The 12,112-nt window shown below is 53.9% G+C and carries 9 protein-coding genes; 7 read left to right on the top strand and 2 right to left on the bottom strand.

Going from position 1 to position 12,112, the window contains the following annotated elements:
* The first annotated feature begins 2 nt into the window (after window positions 1–2).
* On the top strand, window positions 3–1,178 hold the full coding sequence (locus CWM53_RS04960; RefSeq protein ID WP_100730242.1) for an MFS transporter: 1,176 nt from the start codon (window positions 3–5) through the stop codon (window positions 1,176–1,178).
* Between the two features lie 229 nt (window positions 1,179–1,407).
* On the opposite strand, the gene CWM53_RS04955 is transcribed toward CWM53_RS04960, so the two are convergent.
* Window positions 1,408–2,763 carry an aspartate aminotransferase family protein gene (locus tag CWM53_RS04955; RefSeq protein WP_100730243.1) on the bottom strand — a complete coding sequence of 452 codons (1,356 nt, stop codon included), beginning with the start codon at window positions 2,761–2,763 and terminating at the stop codon, window positions 1,408–1,410.
* 370 nt (window positions 2,764–3,133) lie between these two features.
* On the opposite strand from CWM53_RS04955, the gene CWM53_RS04950 reads away from it, so the two are divergent.
* Genes CWM53_RS04950 through CWM53_RS04935 form a run of 4 tightly spaced genes read left to right on the top strand, consistent with a single transcriptional unit; the run spans window position 3,134 to window position 7,592 of the window.
* Window positions 3,134–4,150 (top strand): ABC transporter substrate-binding protein, encoded by a 1,017-nt coding sequence (locus tag CWM53_RS04950; RefSeq protein WP_077257685.1) that lies wholly within the window; start codon window positions 3,134–3,136, stop codon window positions 4,148–4,150.
* Between the two features lie 16 nt (window positions 4,151–4,166).
* Entirely contained in the window at window positions 4,167–5,165 is a 999-nt protein-coding gene (locus CWM53_RS04945) for an ABC transporter ATP-binding protein (protein WP_100730244.1), read from the top strand.
* Window positions 5,162–6,808 carry an ABC transporter permease subunit gene (locus CWM53_RS04940; RefSeq protein WP_100730258.1) on the top strand — a complete coding sequence of 549 codons (1,647 nt, stop codon included), beginning with the start codon at window positions 5,162–5,164 and terminating at the stop codon, window positions 6,806–6,808. The genes CWM53_RS04945 and CWM53_RS04940 overlap by 4 nt, the downstream gene beginning before the upstream one ends.
* A gap of 13 nt (window positions 6,809–6,821) precedes the next feature.
* The gene (locus CWM53_RS04935) at window positions 6,822–7,592 is read left to right on the top strand and encodes a DeoR/GlpR family DNA-binding transcription regulator (protein ID WP_040225639.1); all 771 of its coding nucleotides are present in this window, start codon (window positions 6,822–6,824) and stop codon (window positions 7,590–7,592) included.
* Window positions 7,593–7,799: 207 nt separating this feature from the next.
* Here the strand turns inward: CWM53_RS04935 and CWM53_RS04930 are convergent, their stop codons facing one another.
* Complete coding sequence (locus CWM53_RS04930) at window positions 7,800–8,228, bottom strand: TOBE domain-containing protein (protein WP_047718108.1); 429 nt, start codon at window positions 8,226–8,228, stop codon at window positions 7,800–7,802.
* A 904-nt stretch (window positions 8,229–9,132) separates the two neighbouring features.
* Here CWM53_RS04930 and CWM53_RS04920 point away from each other — a divergent pair.
* Entirely contained in the window at window positions 9,133–10,842 is a 1,710-nt protein-coding gene (locus CWM53_RS04920; protein WP_100730245.1) for an L-tyrosine/L-tryptophan isonitrile synthase family protein, read from the top strand.
* A 9-nt stretch (window positions 10,843–10,851) separates the two neighbouring features.
* The gene (locus CWM53_RS04915) at window positions 10,852–12,087 is read left to right on the top strand and encodes an MFS transporter (protein ID WP_100730246.1); all 1,236 of its coding nucleotides are present in this window, start codon (window positions 10,852–10,854) and stop codon (window positions 12,085–12,087) included.
* Window positions 12,088–12,112: the final 25 nt, after the last annotated feature.

The raw sequence follows: 12,112 nt of genomic DNA, 5'->3' as shown, positions 1-12,112 counted from the left end.
CTATGCAGCGTATTCACCCCGGTTTGCTGGCATTGTCCGTGACAGCGTTTGCTATTGGTATGGCCGAATTTATTGTGGTAGGTATTCTGCCTGAAATCGCGACAGCACTGACCATTGATCTACCCCGTGCCGGCAACCTTGTGGGTTTGTATGCGCTGGCTCTGGCTGTCGGTACACCGTTACTGGTGATGGCTATCGCTGGTTTCCCGCCAAAAAGGGTGCTGACAGCCCTGATTATTATGTTTCTGGCTGGAAGCCTGCTTTCGGCACTGGCGGACAGTTACCCTCTTTTTCTTACCGGGCGACTGATAACCGCCGTCGCGCATGGCAGTTTTTTCGCCATCGGGGCAACGGTAGCCGCCAGGATAGTCCCTGCGGGGAAAGCAGGTAAGGCCATAGCCGTTATGTTTGCCGGACTGACTCTGGCCATGGTTATTGGGGTACCGCTCGGCAGCTTCATTGGTCAGATAATGGGCTGGCGGGTGCCATTAATCATGGTGAGTTTACTGGCTCTGCTTGCATTACTGGCAACAATATTCTGGCTGCCCGGCATCAGAAATAGCGGATCCGGGAATGTAAGGGAACAGTTGCAGGCGCTGGCACATCCGGCAATCCTGACCATGATGAGCATTACTGTGCTGGGGTTTGGGGCCAGCTTTGCTGCATTTACGTTTGTGATCCCCATTCTGACGACACTCAGCGGATTTTCTTCCGAAGTCGCAAGCTTACTGTTGATAGTTTTCGGGGGAGCCACACTGACAGGTAACCTGGCTGGCGGTCATTTTTCATCGACCCGGGGCTGGTCCGTAACGCTGGGTACACAGATTGTGTTGCTGGCAGTGTCATTAATCGCTCTGGCCCTCTTTCTTCAGTGGAAAGCGGCTGTCATTGGGTTACTCTTCCTGTGGGGAGCCCTTGCATTTGGACTATCTCCTGCGGTACAGCAGGGCATGTTGTTAGTGGCTGAACGCTACACTCCGCGAGCTGTCGGATTTGCCTCTGCCCTGAATATATCTGCTTTTAACCTGGGTATTTTCTGGGGGGAAAATATCGGAAGTGTACTCGTGCATCATAATAAGCTCGCATACACTCCTTTAGCCGGGGCGGTGATGTGTATGCTTGCTCTGCTGCCCCTCTGGGGGCTTGTCAGATATATCGGCTGTCAGACTATAAAATAATAAAGTACCGGGTAAGCCGTCAGGCATGGCCCGGTTTAAAAAGATACGCTGACAGTTCGGCAGCGGTGATATCAAACTCGAATTGCTCTATTAATTCTGCCAGTTTTTTCCCGGCCGTTTCACAGTCAATCTGATTCAGCAAAATCCGGACAGCGACCAGTTTAAGCTGCGGAGAAAGATGTTCCCGCCGCGCCCAGCGTGGCTTTTACCTCGGTGTTTTTCCAGAACGTCAGCTTTGCTGTTTATTCGCCGTGCAAGCCATCAGTACTTTATCAAGCGATCCTACCAGCCAGTCGATATCCTCTGTCTGGAACGCCATCGGCGGGCGTAGCTTCAGCACGTTGCCATAGGGCCCGGCCACGGATGTCAACACTCGCTCGGCGCGCAAGCGTTCGATAACATCCAACGCCAGCGCTTTGTCCGGCGTTTTGCTCTCACGATTGCTTACCAGCTCGAAGCCGGTAAACAGCCCGGCGCCGCGCACGTCGCCGACGTTCGGGTGGCGATCTGCCAGCAGCGCCAGCTCGTTACGTAACAGCTCACCGACCCTGAGGCTGTGCTCCTGCAACTTCTCCTCGCGAATAACCTGCAGCACGGCCTGGGCGGCGGCCATCGACACAGGGTTGCCGCCGAAGGTGTTGAAGTAAGGAATATCGTCACTGAAGGCGGCCAGTACGTCGGCTTTTGCCAGCAACCCGGAGACCGGGATGCCATTTCCCATCGGTTTTCCAAGTGTCACCACGTCCGGCACAATGCCGTGGCGGCCAAAGCCCCAGAAACTCTCTCCGGTGCGGGCAAAACCCGGCTGCACTTCGTCAGCAATAAAGATCCCGCCGTTAGCGTGCACCACGTCGAGTGCCGGCTTCAGGAAGCCCTGCGGACCAGGCAGTACACCATCGGAGGAGAAAATCGAGTCCACCATAAGTCCGGCAAACTTGATGCCGTGGACGGCCATGTCATCGATTTGCTTCTGGATCTCCTGCGCCCACCAGATGCCGAGATCGGAGGCGTCCACCCGATAGCGATCCGGCGGCGGCACCAGCCGGGTGGTGGGTGCCAGCGGCTGACCGCTGCCGAGCGCCGGGGAGGCGCCAGAGGTCAGCTCGCTGGTACCATGATAGGCCTCCTGGCTGACGATGATCCCTGAGCCGCCGCTCCAGGCCTTAGCAATGCGGATTGCCAGGTCGTTAGCTTCGGAGCCGGTGCACATATACATCGCCTTATTGATGGCGTCAGGCACGGTGGTCAGTAGGTCGGCAGTGTAGTCCAGGATACGCTCGTGCAGATAGCGTGTGTGGGTGTTGAGCTGGCTCATTTGCTCGTGCACGGCAGCAATCACAGCCGGGTGGCAGTGGCCGATGCTGGCGACGTTGTTATAGACGTCGAGATACTTCTCTCCCGCCGCATCCCAGAGATACTGCCCTTCGCCGCGCACCAGATGCACCGGATTACGATAAAACAGACGGTAGGACTCGCCCAGCAGTTGGCCGCGTCTGTCGGTCAGCCTTCGCGTCTGGGCATCCAGAGCATCCGCATGCTCTGCGCGAAAGCTGTTGGTATCCATGATGGTAGAACGTGTCGCCATGATAACTCCCGGTTTCGGTTGACTCGCTGGTTAAGTTCACAGGTTTTAGCCTACACGTGACTCCCACCAAAATGCAATAAAATACACAAATACATTTTCATGCACTCAATTAGTGAAATAAAAACACCAAAAAAGTGCAATAAAATCCACAAAAAACCCAATAAAGTTAAAAGCTTCATGGCGATATTTTATTTATATTATTGTTTTTGATTGTTATCTATTAAATACACATACAAATGTTCTCCTGGCACAGAAAGTGCACATAATTACACATTGCCAATAACGCAATCGTTAAGTGAATACACAAAAAGCGTATTCATGGCGTAAGGCACAGCGCACCACCACTTTTAACCGCATTAAGGAGAGTTCAATGAAACGCTTTTCATTTCGCCGTACCAGCCTGATGGCCACCTGTGCTCTCGCAACGCTCTCCGGAGCGGCGCATGCGGGAACCATTACCGTGTATACCTCGCTGGAAGAGGATGAGATTAAGGACTACGTCGAGAGTGCAAAAAAGGATATGCCGGATCTGACCATCAACGTACTACGCCTCTCTACGGGCGATCTGGGTCCGCGCATTCTCGCGGAGGCTAAAAATCCGCAGAATGACGTTATCTGGGGATGGGCGCTGACCAACGTGATGGACCCCCGTATTGAGGGCTTACTGGAACCCTACACCGCAAAAGGTAGTGAAAAGCTTGGTGCCGCCTCCCGCGCACCGGACCATAAGTGGTTTGCCACCACTGGCTATATGGCGGCGTTCTGCGTTAACACCGAAGCCCTGAAGGCAAAGAACTTACCGGTACCGGAGACCTGGCAGGATTTGACTAATCCGGTTTATAAAGGCGAGGTGGTGATGCCGAACCCGGTGTCCTCCGGCACTGGATATCTGCAGATTGCGGCCTTGCTTCAGTCGAAGGGCGATGAGAAGGGCTGGGCGTTCCTGAAATCGCTGGACGGCAATATCGCCCAGTACACCAAGTCTGGCTCCCGTCCCTGCAAAGCCGCGCGCACCGGTGAGTACGCAATTGGTGTCTCGTTGGCCTTTGCCGCGATGCAGTCCATTGAAGAAGGCTATCCCGTTGAGATGGTCATCCCGAAAGACGGTGCAGGCTACGAGCTGGAAGCCTCCGGCCTGATGAAGGCATCGAAAAATAAGGCCGATGCTAAACGCTTCCTCGACTGGACGCTCTCCGGTAACGCTGCCACCCGGTACACCAAATACAAGGAGATTGTCACCATTCCGGGTGTACCGCAGTCGCAGGCTGCAAAGGCTGCGGGCCTGCCGGCGGACCTCTCTAAGGTGCTCTATCCGGTGGACTTCGCCAAAAGCGCCAAAGAGCGCGATACCATTCTCGCCACCTGGCAGAAGACAATCGGTCGTTAAGCTGGAGGAGGACGCTATGGCTTTGGTAATCGAAAATCTCTACAAAACTTTTGACGGCTACGTTGCCCTGGATCGCATCAACCTGTCAGTCGATAAAGCGGAGTTTGTCTGTCTGCTCGGTCCCAGCGGCTGCGGCAAGACAACACTGCTACGCATTATCGCCGGTCTGCTGGGAGCTGACGGCGGTAAAATCAGCCTCGACGGCAGGGATCTGGTCAACGTTCCGGCCCGTGATCGCGGATTTGGCATAGTCTTTCAATCCTATTCGCTGTTTCCGCATATGACCATTGCCCAAAACATCGGTTATGGCCTGAAAATACGCAACACACCGACTGCTGAAATCGAGGCTCGGGTCAGCGATCTGCTGGAAACGGTGAAGCTTGCTGGCTTCGGTCATCGCTACCCGGCCCAACTTTCGGGGGGACAGCAGCAGCGGGTGGCGATCGCCCGTGCGCTGGCGGTCAGCCCCTCCCTGCTGTTGCTCGACGAACCGCTCTCTGCGCTGGACGCACGGGTGCGAGCCGGACTCCAGCAGGAGCTGCGCGAGGTACAGCAGCACCTCGGCATACCGACCTTGATGGTAACTCACGATCAGGAGGAGGCGATGAGCATGGCGGATAAAATCGTCTGCATGCAGGGAGGTCGCATTATGCAGGAAGGAAGCCCGCGCGAGCTATACACCACGCCGCACACACGATTTGTGGCCGAATTTATGGGTCACAGCAACCTGCTGCCGCAGGCGGTGGTGCAACACTGGATGCCGGACTTGCTCGCAGGCGGCCAGCCGGAGGATGCCGAGCTATTTATCCGCCCGGAGCGCATTGGCATTCGCCAGGCTCCGGATGCGGAAGGGATGGTGGTGAGCACCAGCTTCCTCGGTAGCATTCAGCGAGTGCAGGTGCTGTGGCGATCTCAGCCGCTGCTGGTCGAAACCAGCAGCGCCGTGGGGCTGGCGGCTGGGGACCGGGTTACTCTCTCTTTTGACGCGCAGGACTGCGCATGGGTGCAGGCATGAGCAGATCACTTCTTCCTCCGCAATCAGCGGCTGACCGCTGGCTCTCCCGCCTCTGCCTTTGCCTACCGCTGCTGGCGCTGCTGGCCTTTTTCGGCGGACCAATGCTCAGCATCCTCTGGCACAGCCTGGTGGACGACCGCAGCGGCGCCGTCGGCCTTAATAACTACGTGACGCTGTTTGACGCTCCCGGCGTCTGGCGGGCGCTCGGCAACAGCCTGCTGCTGGGCATCGCAACCACGATTATTACCCTGCTACTGGGTTTTATCGTCGCTTACGGCCTGCAGTTTACCGTGATGCCTGCGAAGCGCTTTATCACGTTCGCTACCGCGCTGCCAGTGCTGGCGCCTTCTCTGGTACTGGGGCTGGGGCTTATTTTTCTGCTCGGACGCAACGGTATCGTCGGTAATATTCTGGGAGTGAGGCTGGATATTTACGGCTTTCACGGCCTGCTGATTGCCGACGTGCTATATGCCCTGCCGCAGGCTGTGCTGATAATTCAGGCTGCTCTGCGCCACAGCGACGCCCGTCAGTATGAGGCGGCCGGTGTGCTGGGGGCCAGCGGCTGGCGACAGTTTCTCGATATCACCCTACCGGGCGTGCGCTTTGGTTTGCTCAGTGCCGGGTTCGTGGTGTTCACGATTACCATTACCGATTTTGGCAACGCTGTGGTGATCGGTGGCGACTTCCCGGTGCTGGCGACTGAGATTTACAGCCAGGTCAGTGGGCAGATGAAATTTGGTATGGGAGCGGTAGTCGGCATTCTGCTGCTGCTGCCGGCGGCGGCGGCAATCTGGATTGAGCGGGCGGCGGCCAGGCGGCAGAAAATGATCGGCACTGCTTCGGCTCAGTCCTACGTTCCGACGCCGCAGCGCGGGCGCGATATTCTGTTCTGGCTGCTGAACATGCTGATTTCTCTGGCAATCGTCGCCACCATTACCACGGTGGTGATGGCCAGTCTGATCCGGCTTTGGCCCTACCGGCTGGACCTGACCCTCAAACACTACAATATTGACCTGGCGGGGGGCTACACGCCGCTGTGGACCTCTGTTGGGATCTCGGCACTGGCGGCCATAGTCGGCACGTTACTGTTGTTCCTGCTCACCTTCGGCATTCGCCGCCAGCCAGGGCGAACCGCAGACTTCGCTACACTGCTCAGCGCGCTGCCGGTGGGCGTACCCGGGCTGGTACTGGGGCTGGCCTACGTCTTTACCTTTAACAGTGCCGATCTGCCCTGGGGTATGCTCTATGGCACCGCGTTACTGGTGGCGCTGTGTAACTACTACCACTACCACACCCAGGGCTTCACCACCATGATGATGGGCATGCGCCACGTGCCCGGTTCGATGGAGGATGCCACCAACGTACTCGGCGGCGGGGTGGTACGTATAATGCGCGACGTCTACCTGCCGGCGATGCGGGTGACGATTATCTCGGTGGCGATGTTCCTGTTTATGCGCTCAATGGTGACGCTCTCGGCGGTGATTTTCCTCGTCACGCCCTCGCTGCCGCTCGGCGCGGTAACGGTGATGCGCCTCGACGAAGCGGGCTTCACCTCCCAGGCGGCGGCTTTTTCTACGTGCATCATGGGGATTGTCGCTATAATGGCGCTGCTCCTAAACCTGTTAACCGGCAAGCGCCGATAGAGAACCTTTATTCATGTTAGAAGAGACCCGCCTTCACCGTATCTGTGCGCTGCTCTCCACCCTCAACCGGGTCAGCACCGAGCAAGTTGTCCAGCATCTCGGTGTCTCCCGCGAGACGGTGCGCCGGGATGTGCTGAAGCTCGAAGCGATGGGCGCGCTGCGGCGGGTGCATGGCGGGATCGCCTCCATCGCTCAGGAAGCCGAGCCACCGCTATCAGTGCGCAATACTGTACGCGCGAAAGAGAAGCGCGATATCGCAAGGGCAGCAGTGCAGCAGCTGATACCGGGGCAGACGTTGTTTATCGACGCCGGCAGCACCACCACTCTGCTGGCGGACGAACTGCTGTCGATGCCTGGCATGATCATTATCACCAATAGCCTCAACGTGGCTCTCAAACTCAGTGGCGGAGAGATGCCCCTTAAGCATGAGGTTATCCTGCTCGGGGGCCATATGGGCCCGTCACTGCAGGCCACCAGTGGCGATCGGACCATCAGCGAAATCCACCATTACCGCGCCGACGTAGCCCTGTTGTCGCCGGTCGGAGTAACCGCCCGCGACGGCGCCAGCAGTTTTGCCCATCATGAGGCGGCCATCGCCAGTGCGATGGTGAGGTGCGCTAAAACACGTATTATTCTTGCGGATCACAGTAAAATCGGCGTCACCAGTCGGGTTATTTACGCTCAGATACCTGAGATAGATCTCATTATTACCGATCCTGCAGGTGCCGAACTTGCGGAGTGGCAGTATCTGCAGAAAAGCGGCCCGCAGACGCTCATTGCCTGAGTTTAAAGTTGTACGCAACCAGTTTCGCCACCAGACTGCCACCTTTTCGGAGAGTTGTAGTAGGTCAGACTAGCAGTATGTTGGAAAGCACGTAGATAAAACACCATGAGCGCTTGCAGTGATTACCCCTGTATGAGGTGTAACGTGATGCACTTAAGGTATTAAAAAGCCCCGTTTATGCGAGGCTCGTCATTTCAGAGAATCACATTACATTCGTGTGGCAATAAGAACAGAAGAGGCTTTGATCAGTGCTATCACACGTACGCCCACTGCCAGCTGTAACACTTCGCAGCTTTCATTGGTGATGACTGCCACGATTTCAAATCCGGCATCGGCATTTACATGAACGGTCGCATTTACCGCACCTTCCGTTACCTTGCTCACCTCACCTGCAAACTGATTGCGGGCAGAGAATTTAAGTCCACAGCTTTCGGTCGCCAGCGTAACCCAAGGAGCCTTTATCAGCGCGATAGCTTCTTTACCCGGCAATAGCCCGAGCACATCTTTGCTGCCAGATGTGACAATAGCAATCAGCTTTGCTCCACCTGCCAGTGTTAATTCGACTTCATCGTTAACTGCACCGTGTTCTGTTGAACTCACTATTCCGACGAGCTGATTACGAGCTGAAATAGCCATGTTACCTCCATGGGAATTGATCAGGGATTTGTTATAGCAAGTCCTTCCCTTCTTATCCATACCCATTTTCTTATCGTGGTTTTTAGTTGTGCAGTTTTGGAGTCCACGAAGCAGAAATGGATCGAGGAGGTTTCCTTTGATTTTGGCATAGCAAAGCTTATCTGCCGTGTTCCGAAGATGCAGAAATTCGGGTGATTTAAGTATGGTGACGTTGTCCATGCCCGCTGGCAGTCGCCAAACGCGGTTAAATGCCGCGATAAATTCGTCCGGTATTGTCGCTGTCATTTCCGCCCTTCCCGTTGCTGATAATGCTCTGGAGTATACCGCGCAAAACTTCATAAATATCACGGATTTCCCCGCCCTTCTCTGTCCGCCTGCGCTATCATTATGCCGCCGCCGGATTGACAGGTGTGCCTATCGCAGAGCTGGGCAAGCACGGCCCTGTATTTCATCCCTGGCAGAAAGGATCATTCCTGTTAAGGCTGGGGCATAAATTCCAGGTTCTAAAAAATTAACCGAAGCGTAAATCGCCTAACCGTGCCCAATTATTTTTTTGCCACTATCAGATGGCCCGGTTGCTGCAGCGATGAGATAAAAGGCAGAGGGGATTTCTCCCGGTTAAGAGCCGGGGATAACAACGGCTATACGAAACACGTTGTTTTCGATAGCTGACCCCGCATTAATCTGACAAGCTTTATTTTTTTAATTTCAAAAACACAGCACAAGATAACTTGTCTATTTTAGATCTAATAATAACCGTGTGAAATCACATTTATTGCACCAGGGCATGATGCATTTGCTCCCGGTCGGTGCAAAAAAAACAGAGAAAGCTGGCCAAATCCTTTTTTTTTAATGGCACCATTTTTGCTTTAATTCATTTTCACGAAATGGAGAGGTAATAAATATGGAACCTGTATTAAATCTTTTTACGACCAGTCATGACGAATACCATACTGATGAAACTGCTTCAACATTTGGCATACTGCAGACACTCCCTGAACACATCCCGTCAAAAGAAAACCATATTGTCCCTGGTGAAATAATTGAAGAGTGGATAAGTAATAAATATGGTGCTCTGATTAAACAACTGACAGACAGGATCTCAAATAATGCACTCCGGAATCTTTCGCGGGCAGGTCAGGACAATCCCTGTGATTTTCGCGAGATTATTACAGAAGTAATGACATCCCGGCTAATCAGAAGAGGGACCCTCAGCGCAGAGGCTCGAGCGCAACGAGTGGCAGATATTCAGACTGACCCAGCCGGTCGGGTGACGTTCTCCATATTGTTGTTACCTTTCCGGACACCGTCGCCACTAAAACATGACTCTTTATTACCGGACCTGGGGGAGTACTACACCCTGAGTGTACTCTATGCCCTTGCTGCCAGCTGCCGGCAGGTCCAGCGCAGTCTGTTTAATATGGCTCATTCCGTCTCCGAAACACTTAAAGCACAGGGAACTGATCCCTGGACATTGTTACGGCAAGCCGGAGAACGTACATCCGGTAAACGCGGAGAAGCTATGACTCTTATTGAAGAGGATTTGAGACTTAAATTTTTCGGGAAGGAATACATCCGCCGGCGAAAATTCATCCGCTCAATACTGCAGAATGACACATGTCTGAATTATGAATACCCGGAACATCTATTCTCATTTTTACTTCTGCTTTCTGATGCTGAAATGTCCCCTGTACAGTTCAGGCACTGGATACAGGCAGATATTACTCCGGTACATATTTATGCTATTCAGGATGAATATCGCTACCCGTGCTTCGATATGCTTGACAGAAAGATGATACGGGACTATCGCGACGATCTCCTGGCTTTTATGGATACCGTCAATATGGACAATCAGTTACTGTCACTTATCCGTTACGAAGATATCCAGAATAATTTATCATGGAAAACCCGGTATTTTAATGATCTTGAATACACCACCAAACTTAATGCTTTGATGGCGTGTGTCAGTGATTCTGAAGGGTTGTACCAGGCAGAAGGAAGGGGGGCTTTTCTTACGACTTTGCGTGAGCAGGATCCCCGCCTTCAGCAGTTGTTTGAACCGCTTCTCTTTGCACTACCCTACCCTCTCCTTGAAACGTATGCCCGGGAGCAGTCGCTTGAGTACGGCGAGTTTTACTGTCATTTCATGAATAATATCTATACCCCTCAGAAAGAAGATGTCGAGTTATTAAGACGGGTGATCCTGAATCAGGTGCTGCAGGCGGTTGCCAGATACGTTGCAGCCTATGAAAGCAATACTGCAGGTAAAAATACGACCGGGTTCGATGACGTGCGTTCCCTGTTCCCTGAAACCCTGCGCATGTCGATACACCGTAAAGATGAGAAACACGGGCATTACTCTGTGCAGATATCGCCTTCCTCCTCCCGGGTCCCCTGGCATGGTGTGGCTGTTCTGGAACCAACACAAAACGGGTTTCTGCTGGATGTCCGTCTGGAAAGAGAGGTTCGCGCAGCCGGATATACCGGAGTCAGTCCGACCGGACGTGAGCAGTGTCCCCTTTTTTTTGTCCCTCCCGGCATCAGTCTGGAACAGTTAACGCAGCGTTTAACCGATGATTCTTTCGCTTTACTGTCGTTGAGTTCATCCCTGTAGGAGGGCACCATGCGATATATTCCTGGCAGGATCCCTGTGATACTTGCTGTCAGTAATTTGTTTTTTACCTGTGCCGTGTCTGTTGACCTGACCATTGCCACCCTGGTGGGCTATCAGCTGGCACCGACTGATGAACTGGCCACGGTTCCGTTTGCACTTATCACGGTCGCCGGTGCGTTCTCGAGTCTGTTTGCGGCCGGCATGATTGGTCGGGGAAACGAAAAACTCGCGTTTATTCTGGGCTCTTTATGCGGTAGCGCAGGCGGATTACTGTCTTTCCTCGCTGTGCTGAAGAGCAGTTTTATACTCTTTTGCACCGGCTGCTTTCTGGTGGGGGTCTATCAGGCTTTCAGCCAGTACTATCGTCTGGTTGCTGCCGATCACTCCCCACCTGAAGTGAAAGGGCAGTCAATCTCTCTGGTTATGATTGGCGGTGTTGTGGCAGCAATCCTCGGGCCATTGCTGACGATTATTGCGCGGGATATCCCCGGACTCCCGCGCTTTGCCGGTGTTTATCTCGTTGTGGCAGGGCTGGGTATTCTGTCTGCGTTTAACCTGGCTCTGTTCCTTGAGCGTTCAAAAAGTTACTCCCCTTCCCCGGATACCCGGGCGATCCAGGGAGTATCGCCAACCAGCCGGGAGTTAATGAAACGTCCGGATTATCGTACGGCCTGGTTTCATCTGGTTATTGGCTCCTTCATCATGCTTTTTCTTATGACGGCGGCCCCGCTCTCCGTTACGCACCATCACTCGATGAATGATGGTGCACTGGTCATTCAGTTGCATCTTCTGGGGATGTATGTCCCTTCACTGTTTACCGGTCTCCTGATACGAAAAGTGGGTCTCACCGTTTTGTTGTATGCGGGGATTGCGCTTAACCTGGCCGCTATTGCGGTAAACCTGACCGGAGAAACGATGCTGGCATACAGCTTAAGTCTGCTTCTGGTCGGGGTAGGATGGAACTTTATGTTTGTTGGCGGTTCGACGCTGCTCAGTCTGTCCTACCGTGATAATGAGCGAAAAAAAGCGCAGGGTCTGGCAGAAACCAGCCGTTTTGTTTTCTCCGCGATAGCCACATCCGGAGCAGGCGTGATGCTGACCCTGCTGGGATGGAAGCTGCTGGGTCTGATGATGATACCGGTTTTACTGGTATGCCTGGCTTCCACCTGGCAGTACAGTCGGGCTGTACGGAAAGAGAGGACTGGCACGTCACGCCCTGCTGCGGACGGTTCTTCCACCCGATAATACAGCACTGCCGTCATGGGAGGCA

The organism is Klebsiella sp. A-Nf5 (assembly GCF_002810545.1).
GTDB lineage: Bacteria > Pseudomonadota > Gammaproteobacteria > Enterobacterales > Enterobacteriaceae > Klebsiella > Klebsiella variicola.
This window is presented reverse-complemented; position numbering and strand designations above follow the sequence as displayed.

Bases quoted from the DNA above. Each gene is read 5' to 3' on its own strand.
- CWM53_RS04920 (WP_100730245.1), top strand. From the start codon at position 9,133: ATGGAACCTGTATTAAATCTTTTTACGACCAGTCATGACGAATACCAT.
- CWM53_RS04915 (WP_100730246.1), top strand. From the start codon at position 10,852: ATGCGATATATTCCTGGCAGGATCCCTGTGATACTTGCTGTCAGTAAT.
- CWM53_RS04955 (WP_100730243.1), bottom strand. From the start codon at position 2,763: ATGGCGACACGTTCTACCATCATGGATACCAACAGCTTTCGCGCAGAG.
- CWM53_RS04935 (WP_040225639.1), top strand. From the start codon at position 6,822: ATGTTAGAAGAGACCCGCCTTCACCGTATCTGTGCGCTGCTCTCCACC.
- CWM53_RS04960 (WP_100730242.1), top strand. From the start codon at position 3: ATGCAGCGTATTCACCCCGGTTTGCTGGCATTGTCCGTGACAGCGTTT.
- CWM53_RS04940 (WP_100730258.1), top strand. From the start codon at position 5,162: ATGAGCAGATCACTTCTTCCTCCGCAATCAGCGGCTGACCGCTGGCTC.
- CWM53_RS04950 (WP_077257685.1), top strand. From the start codon at position 3,134: ATGAAACGCTTTTCATTTCGCCGTACCAGCCTGATGGCCACCTGTGCT.
- CWM53_RS04930 (WP_047718108.1), bottom strand. From the start codon at position 8,228: ATGGCTATTTCAGCTCGTAATCAGCTCGTCGGAATAGTGAGTTCAACA.
- CWM53_RS04945 (WP_100730244.1), top strand. From the start codon at position 4,167: ATGGCTTTGGTAATCGAAAATCTCTACAAAACTTTTGACGGCTACGTT.